Here is a 20887-nt window from a genome sequence, read left to right on the forward strand (position 1 = left end):
AACACTCCTAAATAATTATTTCGATTTGATTCCATAATTAACAACAGTTTACCGAATAAGATGGCAGGCTAATTTTCTCCCCTCTCCTATCGGGAGAAGTTTAGGATTCTCCACTTCACAAATGGGCTTACAATCTGGACAACGAGGATGAAATCGACATCCCTGAGGCAGAGCAAACGGATTAGGTGGTTCACTGACTGCCAAATTGAACTTGCTTTTCCGTTTTGATGGGTCGAGGATTGGCAGTGAAGAGATCAACAGCTTGGTGTAAGGGTGTAAGGGATTCTTAAAAATGCTCTCCGTCTCTCCCACTTCCAAAAACTCCCCCAAATACATAACGGCCATCCGCTGGGTCATTACCCGAACAATTCTGAGATTATGCGATATGTACAGTAGTCCAATCCCTTTCTGTTCCTGCTTCGTTTTCAGCAAATCGAGCACCTGAGCTTGAACGGACAGGTCCAGAGAGGCCGCTGGTTCATCTGCCACGATAAACTCCGGTTCTAACGCTAACGCCCTTGCCAAACCTACTCTTTGCCGTTGTCCTCCTGAGAGCTCATGCGAATGCCTTTCCAGTAATTCTGGGCCCAGATTAACCAGTTCCATTAACTGACTGATCCTTTGTTTGCTGTCTCGTTCACTTCCCTGACATCGTTTAAACGGCTCTGCCAGCAGGCGAGATACTGTGTATCTGGGATCTAGCGAATTATCGGCATCTTGAAAGATGGGCTGCAACTTAACACGTAAATTTTTCATTTTTTTATTCGAGAGGGAATAAAGATCCGTTCCCTTATAATACACGTTTCCCTCTGTCAGTTCTGAAAGGCGCAGCAGCAGCCTACCCACCGTCGATTTGCCGCACCCACTTTCCCCGACTAGTCCAAAACTCTCCCCTTCAGCAATAGAAAAAGAAAGACCATCGACCGCCTTCACAGGCTGGCGTGCCCAAAACATCAAATCACTTTTAGGATAATAATATTTAGTTAGCCTTTCGGCTTGTATTAAATTGGACAAGATGGCATCTCTCCATTTTATTGTTAAAGTAGCTGGCTTGGGGCCGTATTTCCCTGCACAGGGTGATCGCATCAGGGCATCTGGCATAAAAAGAACACCCCTGTAATCGATCTGTAAGACTGGGAACATTTCCATGAATAGGATTTAAAGAGTTACCTTCTACTACCCTAATTAACGCCCTAGAATAGGGATGTCTTGGGGTAAAGAAGAAATCATGAACATTCGTAATTTCCAACAAATCTCCAGCATACATCACGGCTACTTGGTCACCCATCTCCGCCACAACCCCCAAATCATGGGTAATCAGCAGCAACGACATGTCATAGCGCTCTTTTAACTCACCCAGTAATTGGATGATCTGAGATTGAACCGTCACATCCAAAGACGTCGTCGGTTCGTCTGCAATGAGCAATCTGGGCTGACAAGCCAAAGCCATGGCAATCATGACCCGCTGCTGCATGCCGCCACTCAGTTCATGGGGGTAATCTCTAAAACGTCGTGACGAGATGCCCACCTCTTCGATGAGCCGCTTAGCACCGACACGAACTTCCTGCTTGGAACACTCTCTATTGACTCCATAAGCTTCCATTATTTGCTCACCGATGCTCATGACTGGATTTAAACATCCCATCGGTTGTTCAAAGATCATAGCTATTTCTCGGCCTCTGACCTGTGTCTGTTCTGGGGACGAGTAGGGCAAAAGGTTGTTTCCTCTATACCACACCTCACCACTCACCAAGGCATTAGCTGGCAGCAATCCTAATAGAGCCAGGGCCACAACGCTTTTTCCACACCCGGACTCCCCTACAAGACAAAAGGTTTCTTTAGGCTTGACCTCAAAACTAATCAGGTCCGCTGCTCTCACTGGACCATGTCTGGTCTGGAATTCAACGGCCAAGTCCTTTACTTTCAATAACGGCTGTTCCATTTACAATTCAATTTCCTTCCTGAGACGGGGATCCATAAAATCCCTCAAGCCGTCTCCAAATAAGTTGAAACCTAAAACTGTTATCATAATCATCAACCCCGGAAAGATGAAAAGATGCGGAGCCGAACCCATAAAAGAACTTGCCTCATTCAGCATACTACCCCACTCGGGCGTTGGCGGTTGCGCCCCAAGGCCTATAAAACTCAAGCCACAAATCGCTAAAATAGTATGGCCCGCCTTGAACGTAGTATAAACAATCACTGGATGAACCGCATTCGGCAAAATATGGTCTTTCATGATCTCCCAGGTGCTAAAACCCATGGCCTGGGCAGCCTCCACATAGGGCAAGTTTTTCAGGACCAAAACACTACTACGCACCATTCTGGCATAGCCTACCCAAGAAGTAAGGATCAGCGCTAGGATGATATTAGCCAAGGAGGGCCCCAATATCCCGGTAATGGCAATAGGAAGTATAAAGGAAGGGAACGCCATCACGACATCCGCCAAACGCATCAGCAATTCATCAATAATACCGCCATAATAGCCTGCTACTGCGCCAACGACTGTTCCTATGGCTAGGCAAGCCAAGACTACGCTAAATGTTGCCGTTATGGACGTCCTAGCCGCATAAATGACTCGACTCAACAAGTCCCTGCCTAGCTGATCAGTTCCCATAGGGTGTTGCCAACTGATCCCCTGCAATCTCTCTTTCATATCGACTTGAAACGGGTCCGCGGGCGTTAATAGTGGTGCAACAGAAGCCAGAAACATGAGCAGTACGATAAACGCAATGCCTAACCAGATCGTTTTTAGCACCTGCTTAGCCTCCTTTTGTTGTGTAGGTTATCCTAGGATCAAGGAAGACATATAACAGATCCAGCACCAGATTGATACCCACAAAAATAAGCGCACTCATGAAAACAAATCCCTGAATTACCGGTATATCACGGGCATTGGCAGCTTGGACCAAAAAGCGGCCCAAGCCCGGCCAAGCAAATAACATTTCTACAATAACTGCCCCACCCACCATATGGCTGACACGTAAGCCTAACGCCGTAATCACAGGTATTAACGCATTGCGCAGTACATGTCGGATAAGTATCACTCTATCCCTTAGTCCTTTGGCCTTAGCCGTACGCACAAAGTTGCGCCACAACACCTCCATCACACTAGTTCTAGTGAGCCGCATCAATTCCATAGCACCCGTAATCCCCATAGTTAGGGCTGGCAGTATGATATTCGTTGGTTTTTCATACCCAGACGCTGGCAACCAATGAAGCTTAACTGCAAAAACGTAGACCAAAAGCATCCCCAACCAGAAACTGGGCAACGATATACCCGCTAAAGCCACTGCTCTGGAGATATTATCTATTCTAGAATTGGGCTTAAGTGCAACTAAGGTGCCTAGGGGCAATGCTATAGCCAAGGCAATAAACTGTGCAACGATAAATAGCTTCGCTGATGCATAAAATTTTTGGTTAAAGATGACTGAAACATTTTCTTTAGTGCTCAACGAATTACCGAAATCCCCTACTGCTGCTTTTTTTAACCAACTCGTATATTGAACCAGCATGGGCTTGTCCAAGCCATTCTCATGATTGAATTGATCAATTTGTACCTGACTAGGTTCGCCTTGCAACTCTCTTTGTAGAATCAGACGAGCAGGCTCACCTGGGCTGAGATAGACTAGAGCAAAGGAGATAAATGAAACCACTAGCAACACTGGAACCAAAAGCAAGACTCTCCTGAATACATAATAAGCCAGATTTTCACACCTCCATGAACCTGCTATCTGCTATCCGTTACTACTTCTTTTTCTCTACGACCACACTGTCGAAACGAGGTTCGGAACTCACATATTCAATATTCTTGATGTTCGATTTGGCCACTACGAAAACCGCATCGTAATAAAGTGGTACTCCCCCTGCTTCCTCTTTGAACAGGCTATATAGCGTTTTAAAAGAGTTTAACCGTTCTTGTTCATCAAACGAGGATACTGCTTTATTGAGCACTGTTGTTATCTGAGGTGAGCTAAAATATCCGGATCCGCCAAACTCCACTGCGGTTGGGTTAAATCTTCCGTCCAACCTGGTATAGGCACGTCGTCCCGGTCCGCCGATATAATAGGTGCGTAAATCCCAATCCCCCTTTTTTTGCCTATCCGTATAAACCCCCGCTTCCAAGACATCCAACTGCACATCGATTCCGACCTGGGCCAATTGGAATTTGATCAATTCCGCCAGTTTAACCTCATCAGGGTTCTGACTCTGCACGATCATCTTGGGCTTGTAGCCTTCTGGAAAACCTGCTTGCTTAATAAGTTTCTTTGCTTCTTCGACATTGTAGGGATACTCTTTCACTCCCGCTTCCTTCACAAACGGTGCCGTTGCAGAAAATATACCTTCCTTAGCCGGAGTAATCCATCCATCAAACAAGGCTACCAAATCGTCTTTATTGATAGCATAATTTATCCCCTGGCGCAGGGTTACATTATTCCACGGAGCTTTTTTATAATTAAACGCCAGCGCCGTGGTCATGGGCATTTCTTTTTTCAAGACCTGAAAGCCGTCATCCTTCAGAGATTTAAGCAAATTTCGGGGAGTATAGGCCGATCCGCCATGATAATAATCGACGATAACATCCACATCCCCGGACTTCAACGCCAACACACGTCCTTCAGCCTTAGGAATATCTTTAACCGTCACTTTTTGCAACGTCGCTTTTTTTCCGTAATAATAGTCATTTGGAGCAAAGACTGTGTACTGGTCTTTCTTGTAATCGATCACTTTCCAAGGCCCCGTACCAATAAGGGTAGAAAAGGGTGCCCCAGGATCGCCCTTAGGCTCGACTGAATTGGGGCTCAGGATACTGCTTTGATACTCACCAAAAGAAGTCAAGACAAGATAGCCCCCTTGACCAGCGACAATATGAAAGACTACAGTGTATGGATCGATAACCTCTATCTTTTCAATCTTTCCTATTTGTGTCCATTGATTATGGTTAAATTTAATCAGGCGATCATACGTGAATTTAACAGCCTCTGCTGTAAATGGCGTACCATCCGAAAACTTAACGTCCTTACGGAGATGGAAGATTATTGTGTTTCCATTATCCTTGATGTCCCATGAAGTGGCTAAACTCGGTTGCACCTTTCCGTCAATCAATTCCACCAATCGGTCTGTGGAGAAAATCTTAAGCAACATATCTCCCGTACCTTTAATCGATTTTGCATCCGTATCCTTGCCGTAAGCAATAGTCAATTCCTGGGGTACATTTGAAGATCCACTTTGAGCTCCCGGGTTGCTCTCCTTGCTACATCCGACCATGGATGACATAGTTAGCGAAAGTATTAACAAAGTAACCAAGAGTTTTGCGAAGCGTTTCATGTCTTTACCTTTCCCCTCTCTAATTAAGACTTTATAATTAGTAAACCTAAGTATTTATTTTTTAACGCTGTAATAATACGTATACGTAAACTGTGTATCGTAATAAACCCCTGTCTCGCCTTCGGGTGAACGGTGACGTGCTATCAGCAGGTACTGTCCTGTTTTATCAACTTTTATATTAAGCTTTCCTTCTCCATCCGTCTTCATCTTCTTTTGTTCCACAGAGCTTTCTGCATCATCTGCACGCGCCATATCAATGTCATTATCCGGCAACACATCTTTATAAAGGTATAAAGTAAAATTTATATCTTCTCCTGTCTTCCATTTTTTCCACTCTTCAGGAACAATAGCCAACGGAAGTTTCGGTGATGTAGATAACTGTTCCTTTGATAAATCATGCCCAACAAGCATTGTCAGATGCGAAAACTGTGTATAGGATGTGGCCTTAGGAGCATCGGGATAATCCTTCAATGTTCCCATCAAATGCTTTCCTTCCCTATCAATTACATAATAGCCCTTGTTTTCACAAATAAAATGATATAATCCTTTTTCTTTCGGTGTAAATTGCATTAAATAGCTGCTTGGTTTATAATCCTGTATCGCTAATTGATGCTTTTGTCCGTCCGGCAAAATCACATATGCGGATAAACCTTCTTTTCTTGCAAGCCCATGAACTTGCATATTGTGACCCCACTTAAAATATATTTCCACGGGATCGCCTTCATGGACATGGGTTGTGTTTGGCTCCAACCAGCCCTCATGACCATGTACCATATGGTCTGTGGTATCAAGAAACTCTACTTTCATATTCGTTCTCCCTTCACCTTTATGCACCTTAAATACCTTTAATTATATATACCATGCCGTGTCACCTTGTCACCATTCATATTACGGACACCTTCCAGTGGAATGGCTTTGACTTCTTTATATCCTGCTGCTAATAAAGTGTATCACTTCTCCCAGTTGGCTATTTTTATTTATTACTCACCCCCTTATTTTTAAGTAAAATAAAAAGACCAAAAAAGCTGACTATAAAAAGTCAAACCTCCATGGTCTTTGCAAACACCTTCATGGTCTTGCTCTGCAATATCATTTTTTCAATAAATGTTAATATTCTACAATAGTCCATGTATTCCTGCTAAATAGTTCCTCGTTATAGAATAAATTATTTTATCTAGGGATCACGACTGTCTGATCCCGCACCCTTTCCACGCTTACTTGAACCCCATACGCCTGAGTGATATTTTCTGATTTCTTAGGTCCAAGTTACTGGTAGGCTCATCCAATAACAGAACCTCGGGTTCCTGGGCCAAGGCCCTAGCAATGACGACTTTCTGCAGTTCCCCTCCACTCAGTTCATCTAAGTAGCGCAGGGCAAATTCCTCCAGACCTGTTTTTGCCAATATCCCTTGCACCAACGCCAAATTCGACGCTGTCGCCTCCAACTTAATGTAGGGTTTGCGGCCTAAGAGCACAGCGTCAAAGACGGTCTGGCGGTTGCTCTCGTAGTGCTGTGAGACATACGCCATTTTAAGGGCTATTGCCAAGCGACTAAGCTTAGACACTTCCTGCCCCACCTCCAATGTTTTTTACAAGTTCTTCAGTACACTCCAAGTTAAAATTCCCAGGCGTGATTTAGACTCTTGCCTGAAAATACCGTTATCAGCTTTTTCCAGCACATATGCACTTATCTTGTTTCTTAATTCCTTTGTTATGTCACTAAACAACCAATAATAATTACAAAGGTTTTCAATGGCTTCCTCTACAGTTTCTGCTTTTTCAAAAGAAACGTCCAGGTAATCAATTTTTGGATAAAAACCTAAATTATACAAGATATTAAAAGGATAGACAATATCATTGCCACCACGCTTAAAATCCTCTTGGAAAATAATCCGCCATAAGTCTGACCTGACCAGATCATCCACACCACCAGCAAAATATATTAAACAACAGTATTTTCTGGAGGCGCTGATAAACTTGATTAAAGTTTCATAACTTGCTATACCAGGCATCAGTGAAGCAAAAACCAAATCAAAAGCATTTTTTAACCCTTCACCTTCAAAATTTGTTTCTGCCCATAGACTGTTAAGTAAAACAATATTGTCCAGCTCAAGATTTTTAGCCCTTTCAGCAACAACATTACACATTTCCGCAGCCCCGTCCAATGCTGTAACCGACCTTACTTTATAAGCCAGCGGTACGGTATATGTACCAGGACCACAACCAACATCCAATATATCTGATGCGGGTGTAATCATCCCCTGAGTTTCCAGTAAATGAATAACCTCATTTAAACGTTTCCCATTTTCACCTGCTGTCTCTTTTTCGTAACTGCCGGATAACTTGTTCCAGTACTCCATAATTTCTTTATCACTACGAATTCTCTTACAAAGGGATGGAGCTGAAACTACTGCGCTCTCCCAAGCATTTTTCCAGAATTCCAGATTTTCCACGCCAACCATTGATTCCTTAATACCTCCTTGGATCATTTCCAAATTTATTTATCACCACAGATAAATCACCATAATTAGGTTAAACTACCCCACTCGATGGCATGCTATCATATGACCGTGAACATATTCAGTCAACTGTGGCTCCGTATGCTTACATTTGTCTACAGCATATGGACAACGCTCATGAAAAGAGCAGCCCAGCGGCGGGGCAGCCGGGTCAGGGGCTTCACCTCTGATTCCGGCAAAGTTTTCAGCCCTTATACGGGGGTCAGGAACTGGCACCGCAGTCATTAACATTTTGGTGTAAGGGTGCCGACAACCTTTATTAAAACTGGAATTATCTATTAACTCCACAATTTTGCCCAAGTACATCACAGCTACCCGGTTGCTTAAATAGCTGACTGCTCCTATGTCATGAGAAATAAAAATGTATGATAGCCCCAGTTTCATTTTTAATTCTTTAAATAAAGTCAAAATCTGGGCTTGGATTGAAACATCAAGACTGGCGGTAGATTCGTCACAAATAACCAATTTCGGGTCACATGCCAGAGCCCGAGCTATTGCTACCCGCTGCCTCTGTCCCCCGCTGATTTCATGTGGAAAACGGTCCTTTATGGCCCTGTCAAGGCCAACGATATCCATAAAATAAAGAACTCTGTCCCCTAATTCTTTAGCATCAATAGAAAAAAAATTCTTGATAGGCTCACTTATTATTCGTTCCACAGTCATTCTGGGGTTTAATGAAGAATAAGTATCCTGATAAACTATCTGAATATACCGGCGGACACTCGCCCAATGTTTTGAATCATCTAAGGGAGTATCATTAAATAAGATTCTTCCCGACGTAGGTTTCTCAAGCCCTGCCAGCAACCTGGCCAGAGTGCTTTTGCCACAGCCACTCTCTCCAACTATCCCTAAAGTTTGTGTTGGCACTAACTCAAATGAGACCCCATTCAAAGCATGCACCAGCCCTTTTGAAGCAGATAAAAAACCTTTTTTTACCGGATAATTTTTCACCAGGTTTTCAACTGCAAGCAGCACCGGCAACTTCCTCCCTATTTTTAAAGTCCTGTCGGTCAGGATAATGACATGCTACAAAATGTTTATAATCGTTCGTAATTAAATTAGGTGCAGTTTGACAGCACGTTTCCGACACCCGATTGCAGCGGGGAGCAAAAGAACAGCCCGTGTTTGGTTCATAAGCGGATGGAGGCTGTCCTCCCAGCAACTTTAATGTCCACCGATTCCCGTCTTTCTTGGGCCGGGAATTTAATAAGGCTATAGTATAAGGGTGTGCCGGGTTAAAAAATATTGTTTCCACCGGCCCCTGTTCAATAATCTCTCCGGCATACATAACACCCACCTCATCCGCAATACTGGCCACAACCCCCAAATCATGGCTGATCATTAGAATTCCTGTCCGGAATTCTCTCTTCAACCGGTTTAATTCTAGCAAAATCTGCGACTGTACGATTACATCCAAAGCTGTAGTAGGCTCATCAGCTATAATCAGAGATGGGTTTAAAACTAGGGCCATTGCAATCATAACCCTTTGCAGCATACCGCCGCTTAACTGAAACGGGTATTTCTTGAGTATTCCACTGGGGTCAGGTAGGGCAACCCTGCCCAGAAATTCTACAGCCAATCTGCGCGCCTCATCTTTGGAAACATCCCGGTGGCATAGTATAGTTTCAATAAACTGGCTTCCTATTTTGCGGACTGGATTGAGGCTGTTCATGGGATTTTGGCATATCAAAGCCATTTCCTTGCCCCGTAATCGCCTTAACTGAGCATTACTCTTATCAAGAAGTGACTGTCCGTTCAACAATACCCTTCCCTTAACCTCGGCTTTACTGCCCCTAGATAAACCCATTATTGAATTGGCTGCCACACTTTTACCACAGCCGCTTTCACCGACAATCCCCAGAACCCGCCCTGCATTCAATGTGAAACTTATTCCCCGGACCGCCTGGATAATACCTGACGGTGTCTTAAATGATGTGTATAGGTTTTCTACTATTAACACAGGCTGAGACATTTTCAGTATTCCCCCTATGAACGCAAAGTCCCTCTTGGGTCGAAGGCATCCCGCAGCCCGTCACCGAGCAGATTGAAGGCAAGTACTACAACAGCTATAGCAAATCCCGGAGCAAGCATTAACTGTGGAGCTACCTGCATATAACCACGCCCATCGTTTAACATAGCTCCCCATTCGGGAGCAGGTGGCTGGGCCCCAAGGCCCAAAAAAGACAACCCACTGATTCCGAGTATTATTTGACCCATGTCAATCGTTGCCAGCACAATAACCGGTGAAACAATATTTGGTAAAATGTGTCTTGTAACAAGCTTAAATCCTGATGTGCCAGAGGTCCGGGCCGCATGTACAAACTCTTTTTCCTTCACCGACAATACTAAACCACGGACAACACGGGCATAGCCTGCCCAGTGTGTCATAACCATTGCCAGCATCAGGTTTTTCAGGCTGGGTCCAAGCATACCCGCTACCGCCATGGCCAGAATTAATCCCGGAAAAGCCAGGATTATATCCACACATCTCATAATCAGATTATCTACCCTCCCACCGATATAACCCGATAAAGTACCTATGCTTATACTAATGGACATTACTGCAAGCAGTACCAAAAATGCAGTGCCTAAAGACAGTCTTATACCAAACAACAGGCGTGATAGAATACATCTCCCTAAATGATCTGTACCCAAAGGAAACTTGTTATCAGATGACGACAGCCTTTTGGCCAGGTCAATAGCAACCGGGTCATTAGGTGCCAGATAAGAAGCAAATACTCCGGCCGCAACAATTAAACCAATTATCACCAAACCAATCAGGGCCAGTCTGTCTTTACAGAGTCTTTTCTTCAGTCTTTTTCCCTCCCTGCCAATCTTATTCTTGGATCAAGGAAGGCATATGAAATGTCCACCAAAAGATTTACCGTCATAAAAGCTACAGCCATCATCAAAACATAAGCCTGCAACACTGGATAGTCCCGGTTAAAAATAGCCGCCACACAGAACTTGCCTAAACCGGGCCAGGCAAAGATAGTTTCAATTATTGCTGTTCCGCCAAGCAAATAACCCAGCGAAATCCCAAAAGCGGTTATAACCGGTAACAGAGCATGTCTTAAAGCATGCGCGCCGATAATCAGCTTTTCTGCAATTCCCCTGGCCCTTGCTGCTGTAATAAACTCCTGACCCATTACTTCCAAAAGGCTGGCACGCAATAAGCGTATATATGTCGCTGACATCCCAAACCCAAGGGTAACTGCGGGCATTATCAAGTGATATAGCCCGCCCCTGCCCATCACAGGCAATATGCCCAACTTAACAGAAAAAAAATATATCAGCAGAAGCCCGAGCCAATACCCCGGTAATGACGCTCCAGTGAGGGCCAATAACCTGCTAAAGTGGTCAAATATTGTATTTTGAAATACTGCTGACAAAATGCCTAATGGAATTGCTATCACTAACATGACCGTTATTGCGCCTAGAGCTAATTCCAATGTAGCAGGAAACCTTGAAGTTAGTTCCTCATATACCGGCAATCCTGTTTGATAGGATTGCCCCAAATCCAGACGGATAACACCCCATAACCATTTGGCAAACTGAATATGTAGCGGCTTATCCAATCCCATTTCCACCCTCAGGGCCTGAACAGCCTGTTCCGTAGGCTCCATACCGTTCTGCCTGATTAGCATTTCCGCAGGATCTCCCGGCACTAATTGCAGTAATCCAAAAGTAATTACGGAAATCCCGAGTAAGACTGGAACAAGCTGCAGTATTCGCCGCAACAGGTAATTTGCCATTTTCGGCCTCCATTTTTAGTTCGTAATCTCTACTTTTGCCAGGTTAGGCTTAAAACTGGCATCCAATTCGAAATTTTTAACTTTGATGTTACAGGCATATAAGGTTGTATCATGATATATGGGAGTTAACGGTCCCTGTTCGGCAGCAATTTTCTGCAGTTCCAGGTATAACTGACGACGTTTGCCTGCGTCTTTTTCTACAGCAGCCTGACTGATCAGTTTATCTGCTTCATTATTTTTATAGCCATAGCTTCTATTCTTGTTTAAATCCCCTGTTGACAGCATATGCGTACTAAAGAAGAAATTAGGTTCTCCTGTCATTAATGTAAACGGTGTTAATGATAGGTCATAATTTCCAGCTTTTAACTGTTTGTTCCATGCACCTGCATCCACCATCTCAATTTTCACCTGCAAATCGATTTGGGCCAATTGGTACTGAAGTATCTCAGCAATTGATTTGTAAGGCCAGCGATTTGATAATCCGGAATTCACCAGTAATGTAACGGGCGGTTTAGTATCCTTAAGAACGGTTTGCGCAAGACTTTTTGCTTCCTGCAAATTGTACCGAGGTGCTACTTCTTCGTTCAACCATTTGGTTGCCAGCGGTGTTATAACACTTTGTCCCGATTTCCCATAGCCTTCCAGAACTTTATCTACCAGTTCCTGCCGGTTAATGACTATACTTACTGCTCTGAATAAATCATTATTCTTAAACAGGTCCCTGTTTTTGTTCACAAAAAGGTAATGGGTTGTAGCTACCTCCTGGGTTTTGAGTGTAAGTTTTTTATTATTTTTTATGATAGCTGCCTGTTCCGGCATGACTGCCCCTACGTCAGACAATACATCCACTTCTCCGTTTTGCAGGGCGGCCAGCCTGGTGTTAGCATCAGGGATAAATTTAAATACTACTTCTTCCAGTAACGGTTTTTCACTCCAATAATCCTTATTTGCCGCTAAAATTACTGAATCATCCTTAACGTATTGTTTGAACACAAACGGTCCGGTCCCGATTGGTTCTTTTATATTACCCTGTTCATCAAATGATGCCGGACTCAACATAGCGCTGTTAAAATATGCAATCATACCGGGAAACTCAGGTGCCGGGGTGTTATGTTCAAATTGGATAGTATAATCATCAATCACCCTGACATCCTTTAAGTCACCATATATTTGTCTAGCATCAACTTTGGGGTGCTTTAACAGGCGTTTCATATTTAACACAGCAATCTCTGCATTAAAGGGCGAGCCGTCATGAAACTTGACATTTTTTCTTAAACGGAATGTCCATACTTTCCCATCAGGAGAGACTTCCCATGATTCGGCCAATTGCGGCTGTGGATTAAGTTTGTTATCTAAGTATGTCAGACTCTCCCATACATTTGTGCTGCCATGTACACAAGTAGGATCACTCGGCCCGTAATAAAAATCCCTACCCACACCAATAACTAGTTTTTGCTTTTCTGCTTTCTGAACGTCTGCCGCAGTTTTGACGTCTTTGTTACTACACCCCGTTAAAAATAGTGACGACAAGAAAAAAGTCAACATTAATGAAACAATGCCGTACCTATATAAGCGTTTCATTTTATTCCTCCCTCAATTTAATTTTCTTCAACGTTAATGAAAAACTGTGGGTTTGTTCGTTTTTAGAAAATTCCGACATGATTTTCTGCAGGTAGCATAAGCCAAAGCCTGCCGTATTTTTTGTCTTTAACAATATCATTTGGTGCTTTTCTGTTCATCCGTACAGCAAACACCATATAAATACCACCGGGAGATGATGCAGCTACCTGAAGATTGTTATTCTTTTTTATCTGTTCAAGCATTTCCCTGGGTATTTCCTTTATAACTTCCACTTCACCTGCCTCAAGCGTCATAATCGGGTTGAAAACTTGAATAGTAATTGAATGTTAAGCCTAGGGGTGTAAGTAAGACAACAATGATCAAGCCAGTAATGTAGCGCCCGTATGGGATGGGTTGAAGCACCTTCCTTTTGAATAAACAAAAAAACCACAAAGTCGACCCTAATGAGTCAAACCTCCATGGTTTTTGCAAACACCTTCACGGTTTTGCCTTGCAATATCATTTTTTCAATTAAATGTTAATATTCTACAATCCTTCGCGAATTCCTGCCAAATAGTTCCTCGTTATATAATAAATTATTTTCACCTTGGGATCACGACAGTCTGGTTTTGTAATCTTTCAACGCTTACCGGAACTCCATACGCCTGAGTGATATTTTCTGCCGTCATCACCTCCGGGCCGCCGGCCACGAAAACCTTCGTATCCTGTAGTAATACGAATTTGTCCGAGAAACGCAAGGCTAGGTTAAGATCGTGCATAACGGCAATCACTGCAATATTCTTCTCTTTAGCCGCGTTCTGGATAGTCCGCAAAACTTCAAGTTGATTTCTCAGATCCAAGTTACTGGTTGGTTCATCCAATAACAGAACCTCGGGTTCCTGGGCCAAGGCCCTAGCAATGACGACTTTCTGCAGTTCTCCTCCACTCAGTTCATCTAAGTAGCGCAGAGCAAATTCCTCCAGACCTGTTTTTACCAAGATCCCTTGCACCAACGCCAAATCCGACGCTGTCGCCTCCCACTTGATGTAGGGTTTGCGGCCCAAGAGCACAGCGTCAAAGACGGTCTGGCGATTGCTCTCGTAATGCTGTGAGACATACGCCATTTTAAGGGCTATAGCCAAGCGACTAAGCTTAGACACTTCCTGCCCCTCTAACAAGATACTTCCCTTTTTCGGTAACAAAATCTTGTTCAGGGTCTTGAGCAGCGTCGATTTTCCAGCGCCATTGTTCCCAAGGATTGATAGGAACTCCCCCCTCTGTACAGTAAAGCCTATTTTTTCTAATATTGTTCGGCTACCATATCTGAATTCGATCCCATTCACTGATAAGATCATCGTAATTTAGACCCCCTCACCAGAAGATAGAGAAAGAGAGGAGCCCCGAGAAAGGAAGTGACTGCCCCAACTGGCAAAACCACGGGCGCGATGATCCGCCTAGACAGGGTATCTGCTGCCAGAAGTAACAAGGCACCCATCACCCCAGAAGCTGGAATAAGGAAGCGATTGTCCCCACCAATCAAGCGCTTCACGAGGTGTGGAGCCACGAGACCAATGAAGGCGATGATTCCTAAAAAGGAAACGACGGTGGCTGTAATCAAAGAGGCAAAGAACATCCCCCACTGTCTCGTCTTTTCCACGTTGACACCTAGGCCCTTGGCTGTTTCTGCCCCACTGTCCAGGGCATTGTAATTCCAGCGGTTAAACAGGAAAAAGAGCAAGGCTCCTAGGACTACAAAAGACATAATCCCCAACTCAGCCCAAGATGCCCGCCCGATGTCGCCGAACGTCCAAAAGACGACGGCTGCTACATTAACATCATTGGTGAAATACTGCAAAAGCATCGTGGCTGCCGAAAAGAGAGATCCCAAAGCGACCCCGGCTAACACCATAGACTCGGGTGACACTCCCTTATATTGGGCCAGAAAGAGAATGATCATGGTCGTAAGCATGGCCGCTACGAAGGCTGAAATTGTGACAATATATGGGTTGTTAATCAGCAGCGCTCCTCCACCGGTACTTGGAGTACTACCTGCTCCCCAGCCGATGATGGCTAGCGCAGCCCCAAAGGCTGCGCCTTGAGCAATACCGAGGGTACTCGGAGAAGCTAAGGGATTTCTGAGGATATTTTGCATGACCGCACCCGCAACAGCCAAACCTATCCCAGCCACCATCGCTGCCAACACCCGGGGCAAGCGGATTGACCAAATGATAATCTGAGAATGTCCCTCAGTTTGACCAAGTAAAGTCAGTAACACTTGCCTAGGCGAAAGCTCGGCTGAACCAGCACTAATGGCATATAGGGCGAGCACTCCAGTCATAACCATCAGACCCAACAAGATTAATTTCTTCTTCCATGTATATCTCAAATAATGGGTTACCCCGCCATCGGGAACGATTTCCTCGTGAACCAACTCTAATCACCTCAAATCATTTTCCTAGCTCCAGCTTTTTAAAGCCACCGAAATCCCGTACACATATAGGATTTTTCCGGCGAAGCTTTTTTCTCAATCTCTTCAATCCCGACCAACATGGACACTCCTTCGGCATAGGTCACCAACCGCAACGCACCCGGTCCAATCGCCACGACCTTTTGGACTGGATGTTCATCTAACCTTTCACTCCCTAGTTTTAGTAAAATTAGACCATGAAGCTGACTTCTGCATTGAAGCCAGACCTCCATGGTCTAATTTTTTCTTTATTTTATTATACTGGTACTTCTACAAAAACTCAGGAATCCCTGCTTTCTCTAACATTTTTTAAAATTAGTTAGTTTTTCAGTTAGTTCACTAAAATCCTAAGGATTCGGAGTTAATTTATTCATTTTAGACATAAACTGAGCAGGAATTCATGAGATAGTTATAGAATACTAAGACTAATCATAACCTGCAGAACCACGAAGGTGTTTGCAAAGACCATGGAGGTCTGACTTTGATAGTCAGTTTTCTGCGGTCTTTTTTCGATTTCGTCTAAATGAAAGGGGATTATTTGATGTGTAGAGAAAAAACACCGTGGGAAAAATCGGTAGAATTTCACGGGCATGAATGCCCAGGGCTTGCGATTGGCTATAAAGCCTGTGAGGCCGCGATTCAAAAAATGGGCCTTCGATTTTCTGCCGATGAAGAAATCGTATGTGTGACTGAAAACGATGCCTGTGGAGTCGATGCAGTTCAGTTAATCACGGGCTGTACCTTTGGGAAAGGGAATCTTTTGTATAAAGGCACAGGAAAAATGGCCTTCAGCTTTTATAACAAGTCTAATGGCGAAAGCTTGAGAATGATCATAAAGCCTTTCAAAGGAGAAATGGACCGCCAGCAGCGTCAGAACTACCTACTGAACTCCCCTGTTGATCAACTCTTTAATTTCTCGAAGCCGACGTTTGAGCTGCCCGAAAAGGCACGAATATTTACGACAGTAGTATGTGAAATTTGCGGGGAAGGTGCTCCGGAGCATAAGCTTCGAATCAATGAAGGGAAAAAAGTATGCCTTGACTGCTTCAAAGACTATTCGAGAGGATGGTAAAGGAATGGATATCCCCTATTTTACCCGTCTTTGGAGCGAGGGAAAGACTGCCGAAGTATCCGGAAAGTCGTTTTGGGACAACAGGGCGGCTGAGTTTAACAAGTTAGTTTCTCAAGGCGGTCCTGATGAGCGCATTAAGAAAATCGTTGAATTTCTGTCCCATAATTGCCTTCTCAACAAGAATAGTAGCGTCCTAGACATTGCCTGCGGCCCAGGACGCTTTGCCGTTGAATTTGCCAAGCAATCAACAGACGTTACAGGCCTAGACATATCCAACAAAATGTTGGACTATGCAACGCTCTTCGAAACGGAAAATAACTCCAGTGATGAGAAAAACGATTTAATAAGGCGCTACCTTGAAGAGATTTCTGTCAATGGATTTGTCATGGAGAAAGTGCAGACGAAAACTGCTTGGATTTATTGGGAGGTTTAATCTCGGAAAATAATACAACTGACTCCTTAAATAAAACAGTTTTCCCTTTAAATCCGCGCTTTCAATGTAATGAGAGACATCAATGTCTTTGCTCGGGTAGGAAACAGCTTTGACGATGAATACCGGGAGTTTATAATAAGGTGCCTTTGAAAAAAGCAAAGCTGCGGCAAGGTTTAGTTCAACTTCACTTGCCAAACTCATGTTTTCCAAAAGTTGAGGCAGTGGAATTTTCTGATCCTCTATAGATTCACCATATTCTCTACTGAAAAATCTTTGAAAATATTCCAGATCGAGGTCTGCGGAAGTCAGACCGTTGATAGGCACCTCATCGCCATGGAGCACCATTTCTGCCGCTAAAGCGTTAGCATTGGTGATATCTGCTTTGAATTGATGTTTGCCGTCTTCATCCCTAGCTACGATTTTTAAGAGTTCTTCTCTATCCATAGGTTATAGCACTCCTCTCGAACAAAGGTTATCGATCTGGAAGGTGACTGCGAGATATGAAGTCATATAGTCACCAAATTTATCCAATGATGCATGTCCATCATAGCATGCCAAAGTGATATTCTCAAGCATATACGTCCAAAAGCACTGGTTAAACTCTTCTTTCTTCCCAAGATTATTGTTTTTGACTGGTCTAAGATATCCTGAAACTCTGGACCATGTAATTATAATATCTTGCGATGTCGAGTAAAAAGCTGCCGTATTATCATTTTGATAATACGGCAGCTTTCGACAAAATCAGGCGTATTACCACCCTCACTCATGTCATGCTCAACCTTTCCTCCCGGACAAGCAATAACGCTGATACACATCTTCAATAGTGATATTCTCGAAACCTGCCTCAGAAAAAATAGCGTGCATAACCTCCTCTTCCGGTAACAGACAGTTACTGACCGCACCGCCAAGGGATACATGCAGATCATTAATATACTCTCTGCTATGCGGATGCATTACAGTAACTCTTCCCCCACTTTTCAATACTCTAGCCATTTCTTGGGCCGCCCGCCTGAAATCGTCAAAGTGCGGAAAGGCTGAGTTACACACAACTTCATCGACTGCCTGATCTGCCAAGGGAATATCCTCAGCAGCTCCCTCTAAGAACTTTAAATTAGGCCACTGATACTTCTTTTGAGCTTCTACCAGCATCTGAGGAGCAAAATCTATTGCCACCACCATTCCGGATGAACCGACGGCCTTAATCAACATCGGAATGAGTACCCCAGTGCCAGTACCTAGATCAAGCACCTTACTGTCCCGAGACAAAGCAAGTTCTTCCACCATTTTTTTCAAGCGAATTATTACCTCATCTTGGATAAGGGTATCCCACTTCGCCGCCTTCTCGTCAAAATACGTTTTTTTAGGCACACCCTGCCACCTCACTCTCTAATAATGACCGCAGATCGCTTTCGCCCGCGATATACACCTCTTTACTCCCTACGGTAGCATTAAATCAAGCTTCTTAAAGCCCCCATAATCCTTAGCCATTTGTTCATAGACAGGTTTACCTAAGAGGAAATTGTAGATTTCATCACTCTTTTTGACCGGATCGATATCCTGGAATTTTTCTGGAAAAATCACTTTCCCGGCATAATATGCGTCTGCCAAGGCCGTATCAATGTTCGTGGTATAAAAATTATAGGGGATCTGACCGTAAACTTGCCCATTCTTGACGGCACGCAGAGACTGATAAAATGCTGGGTTCTTCTGAGCGTCGGCAACTACTTTAGTGTAGCCTCCTTCATCGATAAAGATAATGTCTGGATCCCAGCTCACAAGCTTCTCGCGTTCGATCATCAAACTACCACTTTTTCCGGTCTCATCGACGACATTTCGTGCCCCGATGTTCACAAACGGCGGATACTTAGCCTGAGTGCTTTCAATGCCCTGGGTTCCTTTCATCCCTAATGCTCCCACATAAACTTTAGGCTTCGCTGAGTCTGCAATGCCTTTTGTGCGCTCTGCCAAATCCACCTGACTCTTCTTAACATAGTTGATGACTTCTTCTGCCCTCTGTTGTGTTCCGATAACCTTGCCGAGCAGATCCAAAGAACGATAGACGTCATCATTAAACGTTGCCAACTGCCCATAACTCAAAACAACGACAGGAATCCCGATCTTGTCCTGCAGCTTATCTGCCTTCGCCTTGTCAACCAAGTAGGAGACAAAAATGACATCGGGTTTAACACTCAACAACGCTTCTTCATCGGGCATGGTATCTATTCCGCCCTGCCCAATCGTCGGAAGAGTCTTAAGTTCCGGATAAGCAAACATATAAGGCCTTCCCGTCGGCACTTTCTTTTCCATATCCTCTATGCCAACGACTCGGTCGGTTCCCTTGGCGTAAGCAACCAGCCTCAATGCACCCGGCCCGATGGCCACAATCCTTTGAGCGGGAAATTTCACTTTCACTTCTCGTCCCACTAGGTCTGTCACTACTTTTACTTCAGGATTTTCTGTTCCTGACGCACTTACTGCAACCTGACCTGTCTCCGACTTGTTGCCTTCCTTTCCAGTTTGAACAGCCGAACAACCCGTCAAAGCCAGTCCTACGAGCAGCAAACTAAGTACCCAAGCGCTTCCCTTCATAATCCGTCTACACATTTTCATTTCCACCTTTCCTCTTCCCATTATTTTTCTATCTGAAATTAAACCCGCCTAATTATACCTGAGAGATCTTGATCCACTACTCATCTTGTTGACCAACAAGGCGAAAACGGTGATATAGTATAGTTAACGGCTTGATGCCAGAAAGAAGTTCATCGCCCTTCTTAATAAATAACATAAAAAGACCACGAAGCTGACTCTAATGAGTCAAACCTCCATGGTCTTTGCAAACACCTTCATGGTCTTGCTTTGCAATATTATTTTTTATAGTATTCTACAACTCTTCGTGAATTCCTTCTAAGGATTTACGTATTATGAAAATTGTTCAAATTGGGATCACGTCTGGAGGTAATTTAATGAGAGATCAATATCCTTTGGGGATATTTTCGTGGTTTGGTTTTGTACTTCCTTTTCAAGAACGGCTCAGATTAATCAAAGAAGCTGGGTTTGCAGCGACCTCTATCTGGTGGGAAGACGAAGACACTCCATGGCGGATTAAGAAGGAGAGTATGCCTCAGTTGGTCAGAAATATGGGTTTAGTCTTAGAGAATTTACATGTCCCTTATAATGACGCTAGTGAGTTATGGTCAGAGCACGAGTCCGTGAGATCCGAATTTATCCAACGACATATCCGGTGGCTTAATGATTGTGCAAGCTATCATATACCGATGATGGTCATGCATTTGACAGAAGGCGTCAATCCTCCAGCGCCAAATGGTTATGGTACGAAAAGTTTGTTAGAACTCGTGAAGGTTGCCGAGGAGCTTGGGGTAACGATCGCCATCGAAAACACCCGTAGAAGTGATAATGTTCCCTATTTGCTCTCCAAAATTCAATCGAGCTATTTGGGTTTTTGTTATGATAGTTCTCATCACTTTCTATCGGACAAACAGGACTTCAACCTACTTGAAAATTTTGGAGAGCGGCTTGTAGCGACTCATTTGTCAGATAATGACGGACTAGCAGACCGGCATTGGCTACCTGGGCATGGCATTATTAATTGGGTTATGGTAGCCAAATACTTTCCAGCAGGTTATCAAGGGTGCTTGACGCTGGAAGCTTATCCGACGGCCGAGGAACGCGAGGAATCTCCTCAGATCTTTCTTAATAGGGCCTTTCAAAAAGTAAAAAATGTGCGCGATCTGG

At 43.9% G+C, this 20887-nt stretch carries 23 protein-coding genes; 3 read left to right on the top strand and 20 right to left on the bottom strand.

Annotation, left to right across the window (positions count from 1 at the left end; translation table 11 throughout):
• Positions 1-48 precede the first annotated feature (48 nt).
• The 17 genes from ACYQ3Q_RS26670 to ACYQ3Q_RS26750 all read right to left on the bottom strand — a co-directional run bounded on the left by ACYQ3Q_RS26670 (position 49) and on the right by ACYQ3Q_RS26750 (position 15862).
• Complete coding sequence (locus ACYQ3Q_RS26670; protein WP_459931443.1) at positions 49-1014, bottom strand: oligopeptide/dipeptide ABC transporter ATP-binding protein; 966 nt, start codon at positions 1012-1014, stop codon at positions 49-51.
• A complete protein-coding gene (locus ACYQ3Q_RS26675; protein WP_459931444.1) occupies positions 980-1942 on the bottom strand; it encodes an ABC transporter ATP-binding protein in 963 nt (320 codons plus the stop codon). The genes ACYQ3Q_RS26670 and ACYQ3Q_RS26675 overlap by 35 nt, the downstream gene beginning before the upstream one ends.
• Positions 1943-2758: a nickel transporter permease gene (gene nikC, locus ACYQ3Q_RS26680; protein ID WP_459931445.1), complete on the bottom strand. Its 816-nt coding sequence runs from the start codon at positions 2756-2758 to the stop codon at positions 1943-1945.
• 4 nt (positions 2759-2762) lie between these two features.
• A complete protein-coding gene (locus tag ACYQ3Q_RS26685; protein WP_459931469.1) occupies positions 2763-3734 on the bottom strand; it encodes an ABC transporter permease in 972 nt (323 codons plus the stop codon).
• 13 nt (positions 3735-3747) lie between these two features.
• Positions 3748-5328, bottom strand: a complete 1581-nt coding sequence (locus ACYQ3Q_RS26690) for an ABC transporter substrate-binding protein (RefSeq protein ID WP_459931446.1) — start codon at positions 5326-5328, stop codon at positions 3748-3750.
• A 54-nt stretch (positions 5329-5382) separates the two neighbouring features.
• Entirely contained in the window at positions 5383-6135 is a 753-nt protein-coding gene (locus ACYQ3Q_RS26695; protein WP_459931447.1) for a DUF4198 domain-containing protein, read from the bottom strand.
• 407 nt (positions 6136-6542) lie between these two features.
• On the bottom strand, positions 6543-6893 hold the full coding sequence (locus ACYQ3Q_RS26700; protein WP_459931448.1) for an ATP-binding cassette domain-containing protein: 351 nt from the start codon (positions 6891-6893) through the stop codon (positions 6543-6545).
• 24 nt (positions 6894-6917) lie between these two features.
• Positions 6918-7790: a class I SAM-dependent methyltransferase gene (locus tag ACYQ3Q_RS26705; RefSeq protein ID WP_459931449.1), complete on the bottom strand. Its 873-nt coding sequence runs from the start codon at positions 7788-7790 to the stop codon at positions 6918-6920.
• Positions 7791-7865: 75 nt separating this feature from the next.
• Positions 7866-8822, bottom strand: coding sequence for an ABC transporter ATP-binding protein (locus ACYQ3Q_RS26710; RefSeq protein WP_459931450.1), 957 nt, complete (start codon positions 8820-8822; stop codon positions 7866-7868).
• A complete protein-coding gene (locus ACYQ3Q_RS26715) occupies positions 8806-9819 on the bottom strand; it encodes an ABC transporter ATP-binding protein (protein ID WP_459931451.1) in 1014 nt (337 codons plus the stop codon). The genes ACYQ3Q_RS26710 and ACYQ3Q_RS26715 overlap by 17 nt, the downstream gene beginning before the upstream one ends.
• A 14-nt stretch (positions 9820-9833) precedes the next feature.
• The gene (gene nikC / locus ACYQ3Q_RS26720) at positions 9834-10682 is read right to left on the bottom strand and encodes a nickel ABC transporter permease subunit NikC (protein WP_459931470.1); all 849 of its coding nucleotides are present in this window, start codon (positions 10680-10682) and stop codon (positions 9834-9836) included.
• The gene (gene nikB / locus ACYQ3Q_RS26725; protein WP_459931452.1) at positions 10658-11602 is read right to left on the bottom strand and encodes a nickel ABC transporter permease; all 945 of its coding nucleotides are present in this window, start codon (positions 11600-11602) and stop codon (positions 10658-10660) included. The genes nikC (ACYQ3Q_RS26720) and nikB overlap by 25 nt, the downstream gene beginning before the upstream one ends.
• Before the next feature lie 15 nt (positions 11603-11617).
• Positions 11618-13183 (bottom strand): ABC transporter substrate-binding protein, encoded by a 1566-nt coding sequence (locus tag ACYQ3Q_RS26730; protein WP_459931453.1) that lies wholly within the window; start codon positions 13181-13183, stop codon positions 11618-11620.
• Between the two features lie 62 nt (positions 13184-13245).
• A complete protein-coding gene (locus ACYQ3Q_RS26735) occupies positions 13246-13476 on the bottom strand; it encodes a hypothetical protein (RefSeq protein ID WP_459931454.1) in 231 nt (76 codons plus the stop codon).
• A gap of 288 nt (positions 13477-13764) precedes the next feature.
• Positions 13765-14517, bottom strand: coding sequence for an ABC transporter ATP-binding protein (locus tag ACYQ3Q_RS26740; RefSeq protein ID WP_459931455.1), 753 nt, complete (start codon positions 14515-14517; stop codon positions 13765-13767).
• Complete coding sequence (locus ACYQ3Q_RS26745) at positions 14514-15593, bottom strand: FecCD family ABC transporter permease (RefSeq protein WP_459931456.1); 1080 nt, start codon at positions 15591-15593, stop codon at positions 14514-14516. Before ACYQ3Q_RS26745 ends, ACYQ3Q_RS26740 begins: the two co-directional genes overlap by 4 nt.
• A gap of 38 nt (positions 15594-15631) precedes the next feature.
• The gene (locus tag ACYQ3Q_RS26750; protein ID WP_459931457.1) at positions 15632-15862 is read right to left on the bottom strand and encodes a hypothetical protein; all 231 of its coding nucleotides are present in this window, start codon (positions 15860-15862) and stop codon (positions 15632-15634) included.
• Between the two features lie 308 nt (positions 15863-16170).
• Here ACYQ3Q_RS26750 and ACYQ3Q_RS26755 point away from each other — a divergent pair, with 308 nt between their 5' ends.
• Positions 16171-16701: an FmdE family protein gene (locus tag ACYQ3Q_RS26755; protein WP_459931458.1), complete on the top strand. Its 531-nt coding sequence runs from the start codon at positions 16171-16173 to the stop codon at positions 16699-16701.
• Positions 16646-17134 (top strand): methyltransferase domain-containing protein, encoded by a 489-nt coding sequence (locus ACYQ3Q_RS26760; RefSeq protein ID WP_459931459.1) that lies wholly within the window; start codon positions 16646-16648, stop codon positions 17132-17134. Before ACYQ3Q_RS26755 ends, ACYQ3Q_RS26760 begins: the two co-directional genes overlap by 56 nt.
• On the opposite strand, the gene ACYQ3Q_RS26765 is transcribed toward ACYQ3Q_RS26760, so the two are convergent.
• The 3 genes from ACYQ3Q_RS26765 to ACYQ3Q_RS26775 form a co-directional block, all read right to left on the bottom strand.
• On the bottom strand, positions 17042-17578 hold the full coding sequence (locus ACYQ3Q_RS26765; RefSeq protein WP_459931460.1) for a hypothetical protein: 537 nt from the start codon (positions 17576-17578) through the stop codon (positions 17042-17044). The two genes, ACYQ3Q_RS26760 and ACYQ3Q_RS26765, sit on opposite strands and share 93 nt — an antisense overlap.
• 330 nt (positions 17579-17908) lie before the next feature.
• Positions 17909-18502 carry a class I SAM-dependent methyltransferase gene (locus tag ACYQ3Q_RS26770; protein WP_459931461.1) on the bottom strand — a complete coding sequence of 198 codons (594 nt, stop codon included), beginning with the start codon at positions 18500-18502 and terminating at the stop codon, positions 17909-17911.
• 69 nt (positions 18503-18571) lie between these two features.
• A complete protein-coding gene (locus ACYQ3Q_RS26775; protein ID WP_459931462.1) occupies positions 18572-19744 on the bottom strand; it encodes an iron ABC transporter substrate-binding protein in 1173 nt (390 codons plus the stop codon).
• Between the two features lie 353 nt (positions 19745-20097).
• On the opposite strand from ACYQ3Q_RS26775, the gene ACYQ3Q_RS26780 reads away from it, so the two are divergent.
• A partial coding sequence (locus tag ACYQ3Q_RS26780) for a sugar phosphate isomerase/epimerase family protein (protein ID WP_459931463.1) occupies positions 20098-20887 on the top strand: 790 nt, incomplete at its 3' end.

Source organism: Desulfosporosinus burensis (genome assembly GCF_054657535.1).